Consider the following 21,543-nt stretch of genomic DNA (forward strand, 5'->3'; position numbering starts at 1 on the left):
GGAGGGGTTTTTGTGAAATTACAGTATTTGATTCAACAGCACCAAGCAGAGTTAAGTGAACTTGATCGTGGCATTCTGAACTATATTCTTTCCAACGGCGCCACCGTTCTATCTATGGGGATCGTCGAGCTATCCGAGCAGGTTCACGTCTCAAAGTCTTCTATTTTACGGTTGACGAAAAAACTTGGTTTTTCTGGCTATTCCGAGTTCAAATATTTTCTACGGCATCAGCAAGAACAGGCAACAACGATTTCGCAGCAAAAAACGATTTTTGAAAAGCAACAAGAGGATATTTTCGCCACCCTCAACTATGTAAAAACGGTAGACTTAGCTGCCCTCAACCGCTTGTTTGACCGCAGCAAAACCATCTACTGCTACCCAACTGGGTTTTCCCAAAAGAAAGCACTGGAGGAGTTTTCCAAAATGATGCTTTCTATGGAAAAACGAGTGATCGTATTGCCGAACAAAACGGAATTTGATATGGTCATGCCGATGATCACTGCCGAAGATTGTGTGATCATCGCCTCACTCAGCGGCGAAACAGAAAACGTCAAAGAGAATCTGACGACTTTTGCGATTCGTCAGATTCCCGTTTTGACATTGAGTGCGCCAGGAGATAATTATTTTGCTCGCCATTCAACGTTTCACCTGACCTATTATTGCGATTTTTTTCAAATCGGTCGCAAGAAAATCCCTAGCCAGTCTTTGATCGGACTGAGCTGCTTGATTGATTATTTGATCCGTTCCTACGGACTATTCACTTTACAGGAGGGCAACCATGACTAAACGAAAATGGGCGTTTCCATTGATTTTACTGAGTTATTGGCTTTTGATCGCCGGTGCTTACTATCTTTATCTTTCCTTGACTGCCTTCAACCATGGGATGACCTTTGCCCAGTACCTCAACTCGCAACCGTTAGCCGCTTTAGGGGTCTTGTTAAGTAGTCTCCTTTTGCTGCAAGGGGCTTGCCTGTACTTTATTCAACGGTTTTCCATGAGTAAAAAAGGCCTTTTGGGTCAGTATTTATTCCTGATCTTCTTTCAACAGTTACTGACAGCGAATGTCATCGGCGCAGGACTCGTCTTTTTTACAAGAAGAAGTCTTTCGAGTCAGGAGGAAAACGCAACCTGGGGCGAAAAGAGTTTTACCTATGGGGCATTAGCATTCATTCTTTTATTGAGTTTATTCTTTTTCCTCCTTGTTCGATCAGCGATTTAACTTCCCCAAAAAGAAAAGCAGTGCCGGTTGGCGCTGCTTTTTTGCTGTAGCTCATGTTAGTTTGGATCTGTTTTTGAAGCAAAAACCACTTTGATTCCAAAGTGATCGCTGACGATTGGAGTACGCGTTCCGTCAAAAACGACTTCATATTCCGTTGCTTGCAGGTCATTAGATGCAAAAACATAATCGATCCGCAATGCTTCTCGATTGTCTTGCCAACCATCAATGGCTTTAACGACAGAGGCTTCACCAATCGTTTCGGTAGCCGTTAAAAAGCTGTCTTGCAGCTGTAAGGAGCTGTCAAGGACCAGTTGATGACCAGAACTGGCGGCATCGTTGTTGAAATCTCCTAGAATCAATAAGGTATCTGCCCGTTCTGCTAAAAATGCTTCTGTCTGTTGCCACTCGTAGGCAAATTTACCGTCTTGCCACCAAGAAAAGTGACAGCTAACGACTTGTACGATCTGCCCATCGGCTTCAGTCACGCCGCTCAGGTTTTTGCGCGTGGTATGATCCCAGACATCCGTGGCTTGTGAAGCAAGATATTCTTTGGCAATGATGGGCTGTTTGGACAATAAGGCATTGCCTTCGTGGTAAATGTCATAGCCTACGTGACTGTAGGTCCATGACCAATAGTAGTCACAGTCTAACAGTTGCAGTTCTTCCACTAGGCGTAAAGCAAAATTGTCCTCCTTGATTTCCACCAGCGTATCTGTCGGGCAATAAAGCCCATCAGGAACGATGGTTTGAGCAGCGATCGTTTGGTTGACTTCTTGCAAGGCGATGATGTCATAGTTGCCTGTTGCAATCTCTTGTGCGATCATTTTGCATTTTTCTAGCTGATTTTCTTCTAACCAGCTATGGGTGTTCAATGTTAATACCTTCATGAATAAGGCTCCTTCTCTCGGTTTGCTTGTACGATTCCTTTTAAAAATAAAAGAGAGCGGGTCAACAAAAGAGTCGACCCGCTTGTCATTTTATTATAGTTTTACGATTCCAACAACTGCGGCTGCTTGTTGCTTGCCGATTTGGGTCAATTCAAAGGAATCGATTTGATCGCTGTTGGTCAACACTACAACGATGGTGGTGTCTTTGCCAGCAGCACTTACTGCAGCGAGATCCATCTCCGCTAACTTGTCACCGACCGCCACTGGTTGTCCTTCAGTGACAGCTACCGTAAAGGGTGCACCGTTTAAGTCAACGGTATCTAAGCCCATGTGAACCAATACTTCGATGCCTTCATCAGAAAGCAAGCCGATCGCATGTTTCGTTGGGAAGATGTTGGTGACTTTCCCGCTGATTGGTGCGACAACTGTCGTCTGCTCTGGACGCACGCCATAACCGTCACCCATCATTTTTTCCGCAAACACTTGGTCTTTGACAGAGGTGATCGGCATCACTTCTCCAGTGGCAACGGCAGCTAGTTCAGCTGTCACGCCTTGGCTTTGATGGGTAGTGGTTTCAGCTGGTGCTTGACTAGCAGTCGGTTCGGGAATCGTGACACCAGAATCTAAGATATCTTGAATGTCTGATTTTAAGACATCTGCTTTCGGTCCATAGACTGCTTGCACACCGTTGTCTTTTACGATCAAGCCTAAAGCCCCTGCGGCTTTCCACGCTTTTTCATCGCCGACCGCTTCCCGATTTTTCACAGAAACTCGTAAACGGGTCATACATGCATCAACGTCGGAGATATTTTCACGTCCCCCTAATAAATGAATGATTTTCACGACTTGCGAATCTGGGTTCAAGTTGCCATCCGCCGAAGCAGTTGCTGGCGCATCGCTGGCCCCTTCTGTTTCATAGTTGCCGTTTCTACCTGGTGTTGCAAAGTTGAATTTTTTGATCAAGAAGTTTGCCAAGAAATACATCCCGACACCAAAGACGATGGTCACTAACACAAAGTTGATCAAATCTTGTCCTAAGCCGGCATTGATCGCCATTGGGGTACGGGTCAACAACTCGATATTCCCAAAAGAATGGACCCGTAAGTTGACGATATCCGCCATCGCAAATGCCGCCCCTTGTACGACTGCATAAACGATGTAAAGCGGTACGGCAGCAAACATAAACATGAACTCCAACGGTTCTGTTACCCCTGTCAAGAAGACAGCGATGGCAGCTGATAAATACATAGAGGTATATTTGTGCCGTTTGTCCGCATCGACATTGCGGTACATGGCATAAGACAAGCCCATCAAGATCCCAGATGAACCAATCATTTGTCCAACTTTAAAGCGGGCAGGAACAAAGTTTTCCAATAAAAATTGATATTGTGACGTATCGCCAGCATTGCGCATATTCACTAGATCTGTTGCCCAGGCAAGCCATAATGGGTCTTGTCCAAAGACTTGGGTGCCGGCTTGTGCCCCAGAAAGAATTGTGTAGGTTCCACCTAATTCGGTGTAATTGATCGGGATTGTCAACATATGATGCAGCCCGAATGGTAAGAGCAGCCGCTCCAAGGTTCCAAACAAGAACGGTGCTAAAACGGGCGCACTTTCTTGTGATTGCGCGATCCATAAACCGAAGTTGTTGATGCCGGCTTGAATGTAAGGCCAAACGATCGATAATACTAATGCGACGACTACTGAACGGGCAATCACCACGAAAGGGACGAAGCGTTTGCCGTTAAAGAAGGAAAGCGCATCCGGTAATTTGCGGAAATTATAGTATTTGTTGTAAGCTGTTGCCCCCACAAAACCGGCGATGATTCCGACAAAGACACCCATGTTCAAAGCAGGTGCTTCTAATACACTAGTAAAGAAACCGTCGATCATGATCTTTGTCCCAAACAACGTATGGGTAAAGGCGCCTTCTTCGGTTAACATCGCGCTCGTCACGCCAAAGATCGAACCAGTGATCCGGTTGATCAAAATAAAGGCGATCCCGGCAGCAAATGCCCCACCAGCTCGCTCTTTAGCCCAACTACCACCAATAGCTAATGCAAATAATAAATGCAGGTTACCAATAATTGCCCAACCAATGTTTTCAATGACGCCTCCTGTGGTGATCAAGAATGCCCAGTCGGCATTAATCATTGGGATCGTTTTCCCAATACTGATCATCAAACCAGCGGCTGGCATAACAGCGACAACCACCATTAGCGCTTTTCCGAATTTTTGCCAAAATTCGAAGCTCAATAATTTTTTCATCTTCCTTCTTCCTTCCCTGAATCGATTTACGCAATCGGTTTCTTAATAATTTCATTCTAACGGAGAAAAAAGATTTTGTAAACCCAGAAATATCAAAAGGGATTCTATTAGCTTTTCCACCTTTATATAACTGAATCTTTCTTTCTCGATGTTTCCTAATAGGAAATTCTTTAAACGCAACAACTTTCACTTGACGATGCAATCGTTTGCGCTTATGATAGAGATATCAAAAAGATTCTGGAGGGACTTTCATGAAAAAAATCCAACGATTGTTCGAGATCGATCCATGGAAAATCGCGACATCTACCTTAGATAAAGAAAATCGTCGACTGCAAGAGTCGCTAACAAGTATCGGGAATGGCTACATGGGAATGCGCGGCAACTTTGAAGAACAATACAGCGGCGATCATCACTTAGGTACCTATATCGCAGGTGTCTGGTACCCAGACAAAACCCGTGTTGGCTGGTGGAAAAACGGCTATCCTGACTATTTTGGCAAAGTGATCAATGCGGTCAACTTTATTGCGATGGACCTATTTGTCAACGACCAGTTAGTCGACTTAGCAAAAATCAGCCCAAGTGATTTCCGTTTAGAACTAGACATGGAAACCGGAATTTTACGCCGCAACTTTACTGTCACTTTGGCAGGTGCAACGGTTAAATTCTCTTTTGAACGCTTCTTGAGCATCGTAAAACATGAACTTGCCCTCATTAAGATGGATGCTGAGATCATTGAAGGCGACGCTGAGATTAAAGTCGTTTCTAAACTAGATAACAACGTCCATAACGAAGACAGCAACTACGACGAACGTTTCTGGGAAGAATTAGATCATGGCCAAACCGAAACCTTCCATTACTTGACCACTCGGACTGTAGAAAATAATTTTGACATTGAACGCTTCACTGTCACTTCTGCTATGCGTCATAGCCAAACACCGACTGATTCCGTGAAAAGCGAACTTTGCGTCGCTGATACCTTTGCCTTTTCTGGGGCAGCCGGTGACACCTGCTCATTGATCAAAGAAGTCTTGATCATTACGAGTCGTGATGTTCCCGCTCATGATCATCCAGCAAAAGTCACCGAATTAGGCACTTTATACAAAGCAGATTATGATGCGTTGCGTGCAGAACAAGTCGCTGCTTGGAAAGCCCGCTGGGATTTAGCCGATGTGATCATTGAAGGCGATGCTGCGGCGCAACAAGGGATTCGTTTCAACCTGTTCCAATTGTTCTCAACCTATTATGGTGAAGACGAGCGTCTGAACATTGGACCGAAAGGCTTTACTGGTGAAAAATATGGCGGTGCGACTTACTGGGATACCGAAGCCTATGCAGTCCCATTGTATTTGGCATTAGCAAAACCAGAAGTGACCCGCAACTTGTTGAAATACCGTCACAACCAATTGCCGCAAGCCCATATCAATGCGCAAAAACAAGGCTTAGCAGGTGCCCTTTACCCAATGGTGACCTTCACTGGGATCGAATGCCACAATGAGTGGGAGATCACTTTCGAAGAAATTCACCGAAACGGTGCCATCGCTTATGCCATCTACAACTATACGAATTATACTGGCGATACAAGTTACCTGAAAAAAGAAGGATTAGAAGTGTTAAGCGCGATTTCACGTTTCTGGGCAGATCGTGTCCACTATTCAAAACGTCAGCAAAAATACATGATCCATGGCGTCACTGGACCAAACGAATACGAAAACAATATCAATAACAACTGGTACACCAATAAAATGGCTACTTGGGTCTTAGCTTATACCTTAGCCAGCTATGAAGCCTTCAAAGACGAAGCGGCTGTCACGATCTCTGACGAAGAGCAAGCCAAATGGCAAGACATCATCGACAATATGTACTTCCCAGAAGACCAAGAGCTTGGAGTCTTCGTCCAGCATGATACCTTCTTAGACAAAGACTTGATGCCCGTTTCCGATCTTGATCCAAAACATTTACCATTGAACCAAAATTGGTCGTGGGATCATATCTTGCGCTCTTGCTTTATCAAGCAAGCCGATGTTTTGCAAGGGATCTACTTCTTCGGTGATCAATTCAGCAAAGAAGAAAAACAACGGAACTTTGATTTCTATGAGCCGATGACAGTGCATGAATCTTCCCTTTCCCCAAGTATTCATGCGATTTTGGCAGCGGAATTAGGCATGGAAGAAAAAGCGTTGGAAATGTATGAGCGGACTGCTCGTCTTGATTTGGACAATTACAACAATGATACCGATGATGGCTTGCACATCACTTCTATGACCGGCAGCTGGTTAGCGATCGTTCAAGGCTTTGCTCAAATGAAAACCGATCACGACCATTTAGGGTTTGCGCCATTCTTACCTAAAACGTGGAGCCGCTATGCCTTCCACATCAACTATCGTGGACGTCTGCTCTTTGTTTCCGTCAATGAGTCAACGGTGACTTTGAAAAAAATCAGCGGTGAGGCATTGCCAATCAAGGTGTATGGCAAAGACTATGTTTTAGAAGACGAAATCAGTACAGCGATCAACTAAACAAGCCTTCTGAAAGAAGAAATGTCTGCATTTCTTCTTTCTTTTGATTGGCTCTACCCTTGTGCCGACACTTTGTGATACTATAAGCTAAAAAAGGAGGGAAATCAGTGAGCATTACGGTCAAAGATGTCGCCAAAAAGGCTGGCGTCGCTACATCCACGGTTTCTCGTGTCGTAAACGATCATCCCAGCATTTCTGAAGATACTAAGAAGAAAGTGCGCAAAGTAATGGCAGAAATGGGCTATGTCCCCAATCTTGCAGCTCGAAATCTCGGCAAACAGATATCCAGTGCCATCGGCGTGATCTTGCCGCCCCTTGATTCGAAAGAACGACTAGGAAACCCCTTTTATTTAGAAACGATCGAAGCCATCAATGAAGAGGCCCGCCATCATCAAATGACGGTTGCCGTTGCCTCCGCCCGTGACTTTGCTACATTACTAAAAAACGTGGAACGGATGCACCTGCAAAAACAAGTAGATGGCTTTATCTTGGTCTATTCCGATGAAAAAGACCCCATCATCGATTATCTGGTCGAAAAAGAAGTCCCCTTTACCTTGATCGGTCAACCATACAGCAATGAAGACAAAATCGTTTTTGTCGATAATGACAACCAGTTGTTAGGCAAGCAAGCAACCGAGCATCTGATCGCCCAAGGGCATACGAAGATTTTATTTGCTACTAATACGACCCATGAAAATCTGTATTTCGAACGTTTTTTCGGCTACCAAAAAGCCATGATGCTGGCAAATCTCCCCTTTTATCCAGCATTGACCTTTGAAAAAGCGGAAGATTACGTCACGTTTGAAGAAACGATCAAAGAATCCCAAGCAACGGCCATCGTCGTGATCGATGATCTGTTCGCTGTGCGGATCATTCAATTAGCGACGATGTATGGCTACAAAGTCCCGGATGACTTATCCATCATCAGTTTCAATAATTCGATCTTTGCTACTTTGACCCATCCGTATTTGACTAGTATCGATATCAACGTGTTGTCCTTAGGAAAAATCGCTACCGAACGGCTGATGGCGCAATTGAATCATGAAGATTCAAACGGCGTACAGCTGGTCGTACCACATAAGCTGATCAAACGAGAAACGGTCTTGAACCGCAACCAGTTGAACTGATCCGCTGTGTTTGGTCCACTTCCCCCACACGCAAAAGCACCCGCTGTCCCTAGGGATAGCGGGTGCTTTTCATATTTTTATTTATACTCTTTGCTTTCCAGGCGGAACAATGGACTCATTGGTGTATTTTCGTGAATGCGGCGAACGGCTTCCCCCATCAATTCAGCACAAGAAATGTAGTGCAGTTTTTCTGGATGGCGTTCTTCGCTGGTCCAACAAGAATCGGTGACACAAATCCTTTCAATCGCTGATTGATCCAAAATTTCTTTAGCTGGCGGCGAAAGTAAGGCGTGAGACACACAAGCATACACTTCGCTGGCACCAGCTTCCTTCAACAAGTCTGCCGCTTTTGCCAATGTATGGCCGGTATTTAAAATGTCATCAACTAAAATACATTTTTTCCCAACGACATCACCAATCACATAGCCGCCATCGGCTTCATCTTGATCGACGATCGCGATCGCTGTATCTAAGTATTCTGCCAAACTACGGGTCCGTTGGACACCGCTGTTTTTTGGTGAAACAACGACATAGTCGTCACCAGTCATTTTTTGTTCGCGATAATAATGGGCAAACAATGGGATCGTAAAGAGATTATCCACTGGGATGTCGAAAAATCCTTGAACTTGGACGGCATGCAGATCAAGCGTCAAGATCCGAGAAGCCCCTGCTTCCACCAGCATATTGGCAATCAATTTTGCAGTAATCGGCTCATGCGGGTTGGCGGTTCGGTCTTGCCGCGCATATGCGTAATAAGGCAAAACGACATTGATGGTCTTCGCACTAGCCCGTTTCATCGCATCGATCATGATCAGCAACTCTAAATAATGATCATTGACGGGTTCATTCGTCGATTGAATGATATAAATATGGTCGCCCCGCACACTTTCTTCAATATTGATGGCAATCTCTCCATCACTAAACTGTGTCACTTTTGACTTCCCTAGTTCTGTACCGAAAACTTTCGCAATGTTTTCTGCTAATGGTAAATTTCCATTTAAACTAAAAATTTTCAACGAACTATCTTTATAACTTTCGCCCATGATTGCCTCCAATGAATGTGGTTGTTTTCTTCTATTCTAGCACAAAGTGACTGTTTTTTTAACCGTCTCGTTCAAGGAAGTGTGACGGTACCGTTTACCCAACTGGCGGGAATTACTTTTTTGTAGTTGCCCCAGTTGTCATGAACTTTAAAATAGCGTTCTCCGCTGGCGGTTTCGGCGTAGGCGTAAGCCACGACCCAATGATTGCCATATGTGCTGCCTAAAGGCTTCAAAATACCGATGATCACCGGTTTGCCTTCGTCGATTCGTTTGCACGCTCGATGCCAACCGCCAACAACGGTCGCACGTCCGCGGTAAGGCAATTGGAATTGATCGAAAAACCGAGTCAAACCATGACTGACTTGCCAAGCGATCGTCGGCAACCCATGAGGCTGAATCAGCACACGCAGCATTTCCGTCACTACTGTCAGATCCCGCTGTTTTTTTCGACGAAACGCTTTCGGGATGATCGTTTCATCGATGTAATCTTGATAGTAGGCCAAAAAGACGGCTGCCGCATAGGTGCCGCATAAATACCCTGAAGGAGTGACCCACTGCTTATACGGACGAAACCGCTCTTCGGCGATCCCTTTCCACTCTACTTGTTCCATCTCGTTCACCTGCCTTTTTTCTTATTATACCTTAGATTCTCCTCCTACTTGGATCAAAACCCTTTTTCGTCTAGAAAACTTTTCTTTGCGTCCTTACAGATTTTGTTTCATAATAGTAGAAAGCGAGAGGAGCGAAAGACATGACAACCTTGTTAAAAGATGATTTTTATGACTATGTAAATGGCGAGTGGCTGGAGACCGCTGTTATTCCAGCAGATAAACCCGCTACGGGTGGATTCCAAGATCTCGTTGACGGAATCGATTCCTTAATGATCGCAGAATTTGAAAATATGGCACACGATCCCCATGCTACGCCAAAAGGCCGCATGAAGGATGCTGTGGCTTTTTACCGCTTAGCCAGCGATTTTGCCCAACGAGAGGCAGCTGGCGCTACTGAAGCAAATGCACTATTAGCAAAAATCGAAGCGTTGCGTTCTTATGAGGAATTGAATCAGCAACTGGCAAGTTTCGTTTTAGATGGCATTGCCTTGCCTTTCCAACTGGATGTCGATGCAGACATGAAAAATGCGCAAATGAATACTTTGTCGGTCTATCCGCCTGCTACTATTTTGCCGGATAAAACCTATTACACAGAAAATCCCCAAGCAGGCGAAATGCTGCAAGTCTACTTTGAGATGGCCGTCAACGTTTTAGTTGCTTACGGAAAAGACCAAGCAGAAGCGGAATCGTTGGTAGAGCAAGCGATCGCATTTGATAAATTGATCGCCCCTCACGTCCGCAGTGCGGAAGAAAGTGCGGATTATAGTAAAAACTACAATCCTCGCTCCTTGGAGGAATTTGCAAAGCAAGCTAGCAAGATCGATTTTACACAACTCTTGACAGCCCTTTTACCAGGTACACCAGAAGAGCTGATCGTAACGGAACCCGCTTACTTTGAAGCCTTTGACATTATTGTTTCTGATAGCCATTTTGAACTCTTGAAAGGCTGGATGATCGTCAACCAAAGCTTGCGCTATACTAGCTATCTGAGTGAAGAATTGCGTCAGTTAGGCGGAACCTACAGTCGCTACTTATCAGGGATCGATGAAGCGGCTCCCCAACAAAAAGCGGCTTATTACTTAACGATGGGTCATTTTAGTCAAGTGATCGGTGATTATTATGGACGCAAGTACTTTGGGGAAATGGCGAAAAAAGACGTCAAACACATGGTGGAAACAATGATTGCTGTCTACCAAGATCGTTTGCGCAACAACACGTGGTTAAGTGAAGAAACCCGCCAAAAAGCGATCATCAAATTGAATCGTTTAGGCATCCATGTCGGGTACCCTGATCAAGTTCCTGCTATTTATGATCAATTGCATACCGATGAAGGGAAAAGTCTGTTGGCAAATGCCCTGCATTTCAATCGTTTGTTCCGAGAAGATGGCTTCAAAAAATGGCAGCAGCCCGTGGATCGCGAGGAATGGGAAATGTCCGCCGCTACCGTGAATGCCTACTATCACCCATTTAAGAACGTGATCGTTTTCCCAGCGGCAATTTTACAAGCGCCCTTTTATAGTTTGGAACAATCCACCAGCGCAAATTATGGGGGGATCGGCGCGGTCATTGCTCATGAGATCTCCCACGCCTTTGACAACAACGGGGCAAAATTTGATGAATATGGTAATTTAAACAATTGGTGGACAGAAGAAGATCTGGCCCACTTTGAACGCTTAGCTCAAGCGATGATCGACGAGTTTGATGGCCTGCCCTTTGCCGGCGGTACCGTCAACGGAACATTGACTGTTTCTGAAAACATCGCCGATGCAGGCGGACTAAGCTGTGCGCTAGAAGCAGCGCAAAAAGAAAGCGATGTTTCTTTAACAGACTTCTTCACCAATTGGGCGAAGATTTGGCGTACAAAAGCCAAAGAACAATACCAACAGCTCTTACTGGCGATCGATGTCCACGGACCAGCGAAACTACGGGCCAATATCCAAGTCCAAAATATCGATGAATTCTATACAACCTTTGATATCAAACCTGGTGACCCTATGTATCGTGCACCAGAAGATCGTGTGCAGATCTGGTAAACAAAAGCGCAAGCAGATTTTTCTGCTTGCGCTTTTTCTTCGCCAATTGTTTATTTCTGTAAAGCTTTTTTCATCATACTAATCACAGAATCGAATTGAGAATGCTCATTGACGACTTTATCGGCTTTTTGTCGATTGGGGCGGTCTTTTAGAAAGTCGAAGATTTGGTTTTCATTCTGGATTCCTAGTTTAGCCATAAACTCATCCAAGTTCTGAAAATCTGTATACTTTTGTAAGAAGTCATTGTTCAACAACGCCTTCACATCAAGATTCCCTTTTTGATACGCTTGATAAAGGCTAGTCAGTTCACTGAAACTGAAATTTGCTTTTAATTGATCCATCCATCCCATTTATGCTTCCTCCTTCGCAGAAATGATTTTCGCACCAAGGGTATTTTCAAAATGGCGTAGTGCCCATTCATGTCCGACCGCGTCAAAGCTGGCAACGGTATCTGCATCGATCACCAGTTGGTAGCCTAAATTATAGGCATCCACTGCTGTATGCAAGACACAGATGTCGGTACAAACGCCGGTCAGGTACAATTCCGTGATCCCTCTTTCCCGGAGTCGGATGTCCAAGTCGGTACCACTAAACGCTGAGTAATGGCGCTTGTCGATCCAATAGACATTTGGCGCTTCCTGATAGGTTTCATAAAGCGGGGCTAAACGACCATAAAGATGTCGCCCCGCACTGCCCGCAAGATTGTGGGGTGGGAACAAGCGGTTTTCAGGATGATAGTTGTCTGTTTCCTCATGACGATCAATGGCAAAAACGACATACTCACCGGCTTCGATAAAGGCTTGCGTCCGAGCCACTAAGGCAGCTTCAATCGCTTGCCCAGCAGCACCCGTCGTCAATCGTCCCTCATCTGCAACAAAATCAAACGTATAATCAATGGATAGTAATGCTCTCATGCTTCCTTCCTCCTCTTACGGATCGGCTCTCCTGTTTTTTAAGTTACTTTAATGTTTCAACGAATGCCAAGACCATTTCAGCGGAACGCTTGCCAGCTTCTAAGATAAACTCATCAAAAGAGACGGTTGCTGCGTGGTCGGCGGTGTCGCTAATCGCGCGCACGATTAAGAATGGAATATTGAATTGCTGCGCAGTCTGTGCGATCGCGGCTCCTTCCATCTCACAAGCCAAGGCATCTGGAAAATGTCCTAAAATCTCCTGTACTTTTTGCGGGTCATGAATGAAGCTGTCACCAGTAACGATCAGTCCCTTTTTCACGGTATGATGGGTCGCTTCTGCGGCTTTTGTCATCTCACTGATCAAATAGCGGCTGGCTTCATAATACAAAGGCATCCCACCAGGCAACTGGCCATATTCATAACCAAAGCCCGTCACATCGACATCAAAATAGGCCACTTTATCTGAGATCACTAAATCCCCTACTTGTAAACCGGCACCGATCCCACCAGCTGATCCAGTATTGATCACCATATTGACCCCGTATTGTTGGATCAGTAAACTAGTGGTGATCGATGCCAGAACTTTACCAATACCTGAACGAACGACGATCACTTCATGATTGCCGATACTTCCTGAAATAAATAGTGCGCCGCCGCGTTCCCAAGAAAGCGGTGAAATCAACTGTTCCCGCAACGCCTTGATTTCTTCCTCCATTGCACCAATAATACCAATTTTCATGTGTTTGCCTCCTGCTTCTCGTTTATTTTTCATCCTTTAAAATGAAAAACAACAGAAATTCCCACGTATCTACTGACGTGTTTTTTCTCCTTTCATGATAAACTAGTTTTGACGAAACGAACAGTTTTTTGTCATTATCAAAGGAGGCACTTATGTCTGAAATTTTCAACGCCATGGCAGCAAAATACGATACCCCTGAACGGATCGCGTTAGCACAATTAGTCACCCAAACCCTTGAACCTTATTTTAAAGACAACCAGCACCAAACTCTGATCGATATCGGCGGCGGTACCGGCCTAGTAAGTCTGCCCTTAGCAGCTTATGTCCAGCACTTAGCCATCTGGGATACTGCCCCTGGCATGATCGAGGTTTCTGAAAAAAAAATCAACCAACTGCAGCTGGCCAATGCTTCTGCAACTGTCCACGATCTGCTGCAAGAATCCTTACAAGCAAAAGCAGACGCTGTGCTGCTATCCCTCGTCTTGCTGCATATTCCTGACACAGCCGCTATGATGGAAAAACTATACGCCTTGCTGCAGCCAGGAGGAACCCTTTACCTAGTGGATTTCCTCAAAAATCCCGCCGTGTCTCACCCGCTGGTTCATAATGGGTTTGAACCTGCTGCATTGACTCAACTGACAGAGGCGATTGGGTTTACCGACACTTCCTTTACCGTTTTTCATGAAGCGGATCATTTGTTCATGAATCAGCCAGCGGCCATGTTTTTAGCTATTTTGAAAAAGCCGACCGAATAACAAAAAAGCCGCACTTGCAGAAGATGCAGGGGCGGCTTTTTCTTAGTACTAGATGAATCACAACAAAAAGATCGCCAAACCGACGACGACTAACAATAAAGTGACGATCACAATGGCTTTCATTAAAAAACGGTTCAGATCCCGAGATTTCTGGTTCTCACCGGCACGGGTCTTCGTGATTTCTTTGTTTTTCTTGCGCACTTTTCGGTAGTGGTTATCAATTTGTTTTTCTTTTTGTTTCCATTCTTTCTTGCTTTGCTTTTCTACGATTTGCTGATTACGTTCAGACGCCGCTTGTTCTTCTTCGCGTCGGCGTCGAAGTTCACTGCGGGTGATCAATGGTTCTTTAGGCAAGTCCGTTCCTCCGTTTCAATTCCAGCAACTCCCAAAATTGGATCGCAAACACGGTCTTCGCATCACAGATCGTTCCATCAGCGATAGCGGCTTGTGCTTGCTCTAAGCTCAATTCATAGACTTCCAGCACTTCGTCTTCGTCTTGCGGTAAGGGATTTGCCACTTTTTCCAGCTCTTTCGCATAATAGACGTGCAAGATTTCATTCGCAAAGCCTGGTGAAAGGTACATAGAAGAAACATGCTCTAGCGTTTTTGCGCGATAGCCAGTCTCTTCTTCCAATTCCCGGGCGCCAGTCAAATCTGGACGTGCGCCTTCTCCTGAATCGATTTTGCCTGCTGGTATCTCTAAAATCACTCGCTCTAATGGCTTTCTGAATTGGCGAACGAACAGCATTTTGTTCTCACTCGTCAAGGCGATCACGGCCACCCCACCTGGGTGGAAGACTAGTTCGCGTTTACTGGTTCCACCATTGGGCAAGGAGACATCATCAACCACCACATCAATGATTTTGCCATGGAAAATTTCATTCCGTTGGATCGTTTTTTCTTCAAAATCTTTAAATTCTAACATCTATCGACACCTAACTTTCCTCATACGTCTTATCTATCAAACACTTTAGCATAATTTAGAAAAAATATCTTCTTAAGAAATGGCAAGAAAGCTTATGAATTTACTAAAAATCGGAAAATCCACCCCAAGTCTGATATTTTTCTTTTAGTGAACATGCTAAAATAAAGATGTCGAATAACCCAATCTACTTGTCCAAGAGATTTTTAGGAGGAGGAAAAATGAAAAAAAACATCTGGCTGATCGTTGGTGCGATCGTCCTCATCAGTATTATTTTTAACGTAGTAGGCGATTCATTTGCGAGCCTATTATTAATCGTCGGTGCGATTTTAGTCTACGTCGGTATCAGAGGACGTAAAGTTCCGGCAGCGGATCCACAAGTTTTGCCTTCTTTAACGAGAGAACGAGAAGCCCATTACTTGAAAAGCGGAATGACTGCTCGTGAGATCGAATTGTTCCGTGAAACGATGAATCAGACGAAACACCAAATCGATAAATACCAAAAAAATATCACTAGCAATAACAAGTTAAAAGCCATTGACTTGCGTCACGATGCCTTGCGTGCCTCAAAAGCTCTTTTCAAAGAACTCGTAAAAGAACCAACTAAACTGCCTTTGGCAAGTCATTTCCTTTATACCCACTTGCCCAATATGGTCGATTTGACCGATAAGTTCATTGAAATCAATAGCCATGAGATCAAAAGTCGTGAGACCTATGATAAAATCGAAGAAAGCACACAAATTATCGAGCAAATGGCTTCCTTGATCGCCAAAGACTACTCCCAATTTGTAGCAGACGATCTTGATGACATGGATATTGAGTTATCCATTGCCAAACAAAGCATAAAACGAGATAATGAATAGGGATAGATTCTGATTGGCAACAAAAAAAGAATCTAAAAAAAAATCTAGCCCAGGCTAGATTTTTTTCGAAAGCAGACAATTATTAGGAGGAGTTATTATGAGTGACACACCAAATCAAGTAAAACCCGTAACGGATACGCTTGACGATTTATTGAACAACCCATTTTCAACCCCTGTCGACACTTTGACCACTACTCAACAAGCGGAGATCAGTCAGCTGAAAGAACAGCAAACAGCACCGCGTTTGATTGACAAATTACCGCCAGAGCGTCAAGCACAGGCCCAAGAATTAGCCAGCAAGATCGATGCAACTGACCAGCAAGCAGTCATCACCTATGGTGCAGCTGCCCAAACCAAACTTGGGGAGTTTTCCCAATCTATGTTGAACCATGTCCAAGCAGCTGATATCGGCCCTGTGGGCGACTCATTGACTGAGTTGATGTATCGCTTACAAGAAGCCAATCCAGATGAACTGCGTGCAGGTGAAGGCAACTTATTCAAGCGGATGTTTGGTAAAGTAAAACAATCCATTTTTGAAATCACCGCTAAATATCAAAAAATCGGTGCCCAAATCGACAAGATCGCCGTCAAATTGGATAAAGAAAAAGACGGTTTGCTAAAAGACAACCTGATGTTGGAACAGTTGTATCAAAAGAACAAAGATTACTTCGATGCATTGAACATCTACATTGCCGCTGGCGAGTTGAAGATGCAAGAATTGCAAACCAAAATCATTCCTGAAGCCATGAAAAAAGCAGAAGAAACGAATGATCAAATGGACGTACAGATCGCCAACGATTACACGCAATTCCTAGATCGTTTAGACAAACGGACCCATGACTTGCGCTTGGCACGTCAAATCACGATCCAACAGGCACCGCAAATTCGCCTGATCCAAAACACGAACCAAGCGTTAGCAGAAAAAATCCAAGCTTCTGTCAATACAGCGATCCCACTATGGAAAAACCAAGTGGTGATTGCCTTGACTTTATTGCGTCAAAAAGATGCAGTTACGGCACAGCGTCAAGTTTCTGAAACCACCAATGATCTATTGAAGAAAAACTCAGAAATGTTGAAAGTTTCTGCTATTGAAACAGCGAAAGAAAACGAGCGCGGCATCGTCGACATCGAAACATTGCAAAAAACACAAAACGACCTTGTGGAAACGATCCAAGAAACATTACGGATCCAAAAAGAAGGAAAAGAAAAACGTCGTGCTGCCGAAGTGGAATTGGGTCATCTAGAAGAAGACTTGAAAGACCGCTTATTGGATTTAACTAGCAACAAGTAAATTTCACCTATTAAAAGAGGACTTCCATTCATGGAGTCCTCTTTTTTTGAAAAATTTTATTTAAGTGAAAGCAGCGATCCAATCTCAATGAAATGAAACTTCAAAATGATTGACGCCGTCTTGATCCACCGTCAAACTGATTTGCGCCTCCAGCATTTCTGTGATGGCTTTGGCGATGGCTAAACCTAACCCATAGCCACCGTCTTGATGGTTGCGAGAAGGATCCCCGCGGTAGAAGCGGTCAAAGACATAGGGAATTTTTTCTTCGGGGATCAGACAACCACTGTTGGAGACTTGCAATACTGTCTTTCGTTGCCGTTCGATTAGGGCCACTTTGACTGTTTCTCCAGCGGGCGTGTATTTCAAGGCATTGTCTACCAATATCATGGTCAATTGCCGCAAGGCTTGCTCATTGCTTTCAAGGTGCACCTGTTTAGCGATCTGTTCCTGATAGTGGATCCCTTTTTCCAGCGCAATCGCCTCCATGCTTTGATAAACACTTTGCACGACTTGACTGGCGTCGATCAAAGAACGCACCATTTCTTGTTCGGCACTTTCGAATTTGGTCAACAGCAATAAGCTATTCACTAGCTCATCCATCCGTTCGGAACCTAACTGAATGTTTTTCAGCCATTTCATCTGGCTTTCCAAGGTTTCTTCTGGACTGCCAGCTAATACCTCAGCATTGACTTGAATGATCGCCAGTGGTGTTTTCAACTCATGGGAAGCGTTAGAAACAAACTCTTTTTGTTTGCGCCAAGCCAGTTCCACCGGTCGCAAGGCTCGATTGGCCACATAAAAACTAGCGATATAAATACTGGCTAAAGCTAAAACGCCGATGAGCAAAAGCGTGTTTCTTAGATTTCTCAGACTGGTCTTATAATCGGTGACATCAAAAAACATTACTTGGTAATACGGCTCATAGCTATTGATACTGGTAGAGTACATTCCCATTGACTCATTATTGATGGAATAATGGCTGAAAGAAGCTACCAAAAAGAGGGAATAGCGCCAATAACGATCATTCAACTTCACCTCGTTTGGTACTGCTCCTTGCGTCGTTGCTGTATCGACCAAAGCGGCATACAGTTCGCTCTCATCGACACCCTCATCATCACTTTGGATCTCAACGTCGACTTGATCGCTGACAACTAAGCCAATTTCTCTGACGTCACTCGTACTATTGATGACAGTCAAAATCATTGGATATTCTGGGTCTGCCAGTGATTGACGCACTTCTTCCTCATCTAACGGTGCTGCAGCTAGGAGATTTGATTCTTGCGAGACGAGCGATTGGATCTCGTTTTCAATTTGGGTGGCATTCAAAATATAGATAAAGGTAAAGGCACCTAAGACAATGATCGAGATCAGTGCCATATTGAACCACAGCATTTTATTTCGCAATTTTTTTAACATGGCGGCTCCTTGCTCTGCAAAATGTACCCCGCATTACGGATCGTGCGAATGCCGATATCTGCTTCAAGCAGTGCCAATTTTTTCCGCAGCAAAGACACATAGATTTCAACGCGGTTTTCTTCCACATCGGGATCAAAGCCCCAAATTTTATTGATGATGGTTTCTTTTGATAAGATCACTTTGGGTCTAGATAAGAACAGTTCCATCAGTTTCATTTCTTTGGGTGACAACACCACTTGATTGCTAGGCGTGGCTAACTGCAGCTCATTACGATCTAAGCCCACGTTGCCAAAGGCTAACTGGTCTTCTTGATAATCCAAATCTTTTCTTCTGCCTAGCGAACGAATCCGTGCCAGCAACTCTTTCATTTGAAAGGGTTTCGTCAAGTAATCATCTGCCCCTGCATCCAAGCCGAGTACTTTGTCATCGACTTCGCTTTTGGCCGTCAACATAATGATCGGCGTGCGAATATTTTGCTTGCGTAACGTCTTTAGCAATGTGATTCCATCGATTTTGGGCAGCATGATATCCAAAACGAGAATGTCATATACACCACTCGCTGCATAATCTAATCCGGTTTCGCCGTCAAAGGCCAAATCGACGGAATAATGTTGTTTCTTCAATAAGCTGGCAACAGCTTCTGCGATCGATGGCTCATCTTCTACGAATAAGATCCGCATCGGTCAGTCCCCCTTTTGCACTCATCATTTCTTTTTTCAATCACTTTTCGGTAAGCACAATCATTCCTGTAGGATCATTCCAATTGTTCTCCAATAAAACGTTCTGTTGAAACGATCCGCACGTGTTCGCTGGATTGATGAATCCACATGTGTAGCAACAATGCTACCATACCGCTTAGTAAAAACACAAACAGCTTTTTCCTAAGGTCTTGAAAATTCTCTTGATGACGCATGGGTTTCCTCCTTTTGCAGGTTGACTAAAAAAGAAAGCGACTATTCAGAATCAGATGCCGCTGGGGCTGTCTGATTGCCTAAGCTGATATCGAAGGTAATCGTATCTTCTAACGGTAAAAACTGATTGAACTTGCTCATCCCCACGATTGTCCCGTAGGGTTCTGCTGAATTGACATAACGGACTTGATAGCTGATGTTCGCCCCTTTTGAACGGAATTCATCAAAGAAGAGTTTTTGCAGATCCCCTTCAAGGATCTCGCTTCGACGGTAATCTTTGATATAAGGTTGACCTGCCGAATAGACGACTTCAATGCCTTTGTCATCTTTGCTGGTTAAGACGGTCCCGGCGGTCTCACTTTGCGAGATCAATTGACCATAGGGCAGACTCTGAGTAAACTGCATCCGCATCCGCACAATGACACCCTCAACAGCGGCCTGGGCATCATCTGGTAAAATCGTTGAAAAGTCTGGTACGGTGACCCCTTTCCCTAGGGAAATCGTTACTTGAAACGCATCCCGTTTCGCGATTTTTTCTTTTGGTGCCACGCTTTGTTCAATGACTTTGCCTTCTTCCACAGTATCCGAAGCCTGTTCTTTGACTTCAAGCTCCAGCTCATGGGCTTTCCCCCATGTTTCTACCTCTGCACGGGTTTTATCACTAAAGTCTGGTACTTCAATATCTTTTTCAAAGGTTTCTTCGCCTTTGGAATAAAAGACTCGTCCGACATCTCGACGATGATAGTTCTCTCGTGAGACTTCTTTATTGGTAAATTCTACTCGAATCGGTGCTTTTTCCTCGATCTCATCGTGGTATTCATCGACGATCGTCAAATTGCTTGCTTGATTTTTTTCGATCCACTCTGCTGCCTCGTCCCTCGTCATTTCCATAAAGTCTGGCAATGCCAATTTCTCTTCTGGATCAGGTCCTTGGCTCACGGTTAGATGCAGAGTGCTTCTTTTTCTGACTCGACTTCTGGCAGCTTCTGCTTGGGCGATCACTTGATTGGCTGGGGCTTCATCATAGGCTGGTGTGACATCAACCGCAAGATCATGTTCCGCTGCCCATTCTCTGACCTCTGAGATCTCTTTGTCCACAAAGTTATCCAACCGGACATACGCCAATTGGAAAAATAAAAAGCCGCTGAGTATAAAGAGTCCAAGCAAGGCAGCTAACCCTAGCAGTCGTTTTTTTCGCCGCTTCTTTTTGAAGGAGGGATCATGTTCGATCCCCTCTTCTAAAGAAGCTGAACCTTTTTCTTTGCGGGAAGCACGGGAAGAAGGTACTTCGGCTGCTGCTGATTCCTTGTCTGGCTGTTTCGGTTCTTCTTCAAACTTCGATAAAAAATCACTCATAGGCCGTCAACGCACCTTTTTTTAAGTAAAAAGTCTGATCTGACTGCTTGGCGATCTCGGTCGAATGGGTCACTACGATGATGCACTTGTTGTGGATCGCCGCTAGTTCTTTAAAAATATCCACGATTTCTTGTTCCATGCCTTCATCCAAATTCCCGGTAGGTTCATCGGCTAAAATGATATCAACGTTGGTCGCTAAAGCACGAGCGATGGCGACCCGCTGCTGTTCCCCACCGGAAAGCTGATTGACGAAACGATCGGCTTTCGTGGAATTGATGCCGATATAGTCCAGCAAACGATACGCAATTTGATCGTGCTGATCCGGGAGTTTGTTGTCTGAAATCGCCATCGAAACAAGGACGTTTTCTAAAGCCGTCAAATAAGGGATCAAGTTGTAACTTTGAAAAATCAGACTGATTTTGTTGCGGCGATATTCTTCATAACCGATCGTTTTGATATTTTTTTCTTCAAAAAACACTTCCCCATCGGTTGGCTGATCCAATGCACTGATCAAGGAAAGAAAAGTGGTCTTTCCTGAGCCTGATTTTCCTAAGATCGTGTAAAATTTGCCTTTTTCAAAGGAGATATTGGTTTTATCTAAAATTTTCCGGCGATTCTCGCCATCTTGGTAGTAATACGTCATGTCTTTTGTTTCTAAAATTGCCATGTTCA

The 21,543-nt window shown here is 44.4% G+C and carries 22 protein-coding genes; 8 read left to right on the forward strand and 14 right to left on the reverse strand.

Annotated elements, in window-relative coordinates; translation table 11 throughout:
* The first annotated feature begins 12 nt into the window (after positions 1 to 12).
* Entirely contained in the window at positions 13 to 786 is a 774-nt protein-coding gene (locus IGJ42_RS14645) for a MurR/RpiR family transcriptional regulator (RefSeq protein WP_016612954.1), read from the forward strand.
* Positions 779 to 1,219 (forward strand): hypothetical protein, encoded by a 441-nt coding sequence (locus IGJ42_RS14650; protein ID WP_005233546.1) that lies wholly within the window; start codon positions 779 to 781, stop codon positions 1,217 to 1,219. Before IGJ42_RS14645 ends, IGJ42_RS14650 begins: the two co-directional genes overlap by 8 nt.
* Before the next feature lie 56 nt (positions 1,220 to 1,275).
* On the opposite strand, the gene IGJ42_RS14655 is transcribed toward IGJ42_RS14650, so the two are convergent.
* Together IGJ42_RS14655 and IGJ42_RS14660 are read right to left on the reverse strand one after the other, a co-directional pair.
* Positions 1,276 to 2,106 carry an endonuclease/exonuclease/phosphatase family protein gene (locus tag IGJ42_RS14655; protein WP_016612955.1) on the reverse strand — a complete coding sequence of 277 codons (831 nt, stop codon included), beginning with the start codon at positions 2,104 to 2,106 and terminating at the stop codon, positions 1,276 to 1,278.
* Positions 2,107 to 2,199: 93 nt separating this feature from the next.
* Complete coding sequence (locus IGJ42_RS14660; RefSeq protein ID WP_016612956.1) at positions 2,200 to 4,374, reverse strand: PTS transporter subunit IIBC; 2,175 nt, start codon at positions 4,372 to 4,374, stop codon at positions 2,200 to 2,202.
* A 251-nt stretch (positions 4,375 to 4,625) separates the two neighbouring features.
* On the opposite strand from IGJ42_RS14660, the gene IGJ42_RS14665 reads away from it, so the two are divergent.
* Both IGJ42_RS14665 and IGJ42_RS14670 read left to right on the forward strand, forming a co-directional pair.
* A complete protein-coding gene (locus IGJ42_RS14665; protein ID WP_429946836.1) occupies positions 4,626 to 6,890 on the forward strand; it encodes a glycoside hydrolase family 65 protein in 2,265 nt (754 codons plus the stop codon).
* Between the two features lie 107 nt (positions 6,891 to 6,997).
* Positions 6,998 to 8,017, forward strand: a complete 1,020-nt coding sequence (locus IGJ42_RS14670) for a LacI family DNA-binding transcriptional regulator (RefSeq protein WP_005227844.1) — start codon at positions 6,998 to 7,000, stop codon at positions 8,015 to 8,017.
* A gap of 77 nt (positions 8,018 to 8,094) precedes the next feature.
* On the opposite strand, the gene IGJ42_RS14675 is transcribed toward IGJ42_RS14670, so the two are convergent.
* Both IGJ42_RS14675 and IGJ42_RS14680 read right to left on the reverse strand, forming a co-directional pair.
* Entirely contained in the window at positions 8,095 to 9,060 is a 966-nt protein-coding gene (locus IGJ42_RS14675) for a ribose-phosphate diphosphokinase (RefSeq protein WP_005233536.1), read from the reverse strand.
* A 71-nt stretch (positions 9,061 to 9,131) separates the two neighbouring features.
* Positions 9,132 to 9,671, reverse strand: a complete 540-nt coding sequence (locus IGJ42_RS14680; protein ID WP_005233534.1) for a C39 family peptidase — start codon at positions 9,669 to 9,671, stop codon at positions 9,132 to 9,134.
* Positions 9,672 to 9,811: 140 nt separating this feature from the next.
* Here IGJ42_RS14680 and IGJ42_RS14685 point away from each other — a divergent pair, with 140 nt between their 5' ends.
* Positions 9,812 to 11,704 carry a M13 family metallopeptidase gene (locus IGJ42_RS14685; protein ID WP_429946838.1) on the forward strand — a complete coding sequence of 631 codons (1,893 nt, stop codon included), beginning with the start codon at positions 9,812 to 9,814 and terminating at the stop codon, positions 11,702 to 11,704.
* A gap of 50 nt (positions 11,705 to 11,754) precedes the next feature.
* Here IGJ42_RS14685 and IGJ42_RS14690 read toward each other — a convergent pair whose 3' ends face one another.
* Genes IGJ42_RS14690 through IGJ42_RS14700 form a run of 3 tightly spaced genes read right to left on the reverse strand, consistent with a single transcriptional unit; the run spans position 11,755 to position 13,357 of the window.
* Entirely contained in the window at positions 11,755 to 12,054 is a 300-nt protein-coding gene (locus tag IGJ42_RS14690) for a hypothetical protein (protein WP_087664562.1), read from the reverse strand.
* Entirely contained in the window at positions 12,055 to 12,618 is a 564-nt protein-coding gene (locus IGJ42_RS14695) for a cysteine hydrolase family protein (RefSeq protein ID WP_008379309.1), read from the reverse strand.
* A gap of 43 nt (positions 12,619 to 12,661) precedes the next feature.
* Complete coding sequence (locus IGJ42_RS14700) at positions 12,662 to 13,357, reverse strand: 5'-methylthioadenosine/adenosylhomocysteine nucleosidase (protein WP_005227823.1); 696 nt, start codon at positions 13,355 to 13,357, stop codon at positions 12,662 to 12,664.
* Between the two features lie 152 nt (positions 13,358 to 13,509).
* Here IGJ42_RS14700 and IGJ42_RS14705 point away from each other — a divergent pair, with 152 nt between their 5' ends.
* Complete coding sequence (locus IGJ42_RS14705) at positions 13,510 to 14,112, forward strand: class I SAM-dependent methyltransferase (protein WP_429946839.1); 603 nt, start codon at positions 13,510 to 13,512, stop codon at positions 14,110 to 14,112.
* 57 nt (positions 14,113 to 14,169) lie between these two features.
* On the opposite strand, the gene macP is transcribed toward IGJ42_RS14705, so the two are convergent.
* Positions 14,170 to 14,466, reverse strand: coding sequence for a cell wall synthase accessory phosphoprotein MacP (gene macP / locus IGJ42_RS14710; RefSeq protein ID WP_005233519.1), 297 nt, complete (start codon positions 14,464 to 14,466; stop codon positions 14,170 to 14,172).
* Positions 14,459 to 15,037 carry an NUDIX hydrolase gene (locus tag IGJ42_RS14715; RefSeq protein WP_430615779.1) on the reverse strand — a complete coding sequence of 193 codons (579 nt, stop codon included), beginning with the start codon at positions 15,035 to 15,037 and terminating at the stop codon, positions 14,459 to 14,461. Before IGJ42_RS14715 ends, macP begins: the two co-directional genes overlap by 8 nt.
* Positions 15,038 to 15,255: 218 nt before the next feature.
* Here IGJ42_RS14715 and IGJ42_RS14720 point away from each other — a divergent pair, with 218 nt between their 5' ends.
* Together IGJ42_RS14720 and IGJ42_RS14725 are read left to right on the forward strand one after the other, a co-directional pair.
* On the forward strand, positions 15,256 to 15,897 hold the full coding sequence (locus IGJ42_RS14720) for a 5-bromo-4-chloroindolyl phosphate hydrolysis family protein (RefSeq protein ID WP_008379306.1): 642 nt from the start codon (positions 15,256 to 15,258) through the stop codon (positions 15,895 to 15,897).
* Positions 15,898 to 15,994: 97 nt separating this feature from the next.
* Complete coding sequence (locus IGJ42_RS14725; protein WP_005233515.1) at positions 15,995 to 17,188, forward strand: toxic anion resistance protein; 1,194 nt, start codon at positions 15,995 to 15,997, stop codon at positions 17,186 to 17,188.
* A gap of 84 nt (positions 17,189 to 17,272) precedes the next feature.
* Here IGJ42_RS14725 and IGJ42_RS14730 read toward each other — a convergent pair whose 3' ends face one another.
* From IGJ42_RS14730 to IGJ42_RS14750, 5 genes are all read right to left on the reverse strand, one after another.
* Positions 17,273 to 18,604: a sensor histidine kinase gene (locus IGJ42_RS14730; RefSeq protein ID WP_430615780.1), complete on the reverse strand. Its 1,332-nt coding sequence runs from the start codon at positions 18,602 to 18,604 to the stop codon at positions 17,273 to 17,275.
* Positions 18,598 to 19,284 carry a response regulator transcription factor gene (locus IGJ42_RS14735; RefSeq protein ID WP_140966112.1) on the reverse strand — a complete coding sequence of 229 codons (687 nt, stop codon included), beginning with the start codon at positions 19,282 to 19,284 and terminating at the stop codon, positions 18,598 to 18,600. The genes IGJ42_RS14730 and IGJ42_RS14735 overlap by 7 nt, the downstream gene beginning before the upstream one ends.
* A 74-nt stretch (positions 19,285 to 19,358) precedes the next feature.
* Entirely contained in the window at positions 19,359 to 19,517 is a 159-nt protein-coding gene (locus tag IGJ42_RS14740; RefSeq protein WP_005233508.1) for a hypothetical protein, read from the reverse strand.
* Between the two features lie 40 nt (positions 19,518 to 19,557).
* Entirely contained in the window at positions 19,558 to 20,871 is a 1,314-nt protein-coding gene (locus IGJ42_RS14745; RefSeq protein ID WP_430615782.1) for a PASTA domain-containing protein, read from the reverse strand.
* Positions 20,864 to 21,538 carry an ABC transporter ATP-binding protein gene (locus IGJ42_RS14750; RefSeq protein ID WP_008379303.1) on the reverse strand — a complete coding sequence of 225 codons (675 nt, stop codon included), beginning with the start codon at positions 21,536 to 21,538 and terminating at the stop codon, positions 20,864 to 20,866. Before IGJ42_RS14750 ends, IGJ42_RS14745 begins: the two co-directional genes overlap by 8 nt.
* Positions 21,539 to 21,543: the final 5 nt, after the last annotated feature.

Source organism: Enterococcus sp. DIV1067f, from assembly GCF_050543505.1.
Classification (GTDB): Bacteria; Bacillota; Bacilli; order Lactobacillales; family Enterococcaceae; genus Enterococcus_D; species Enterococcus_D entomosocium.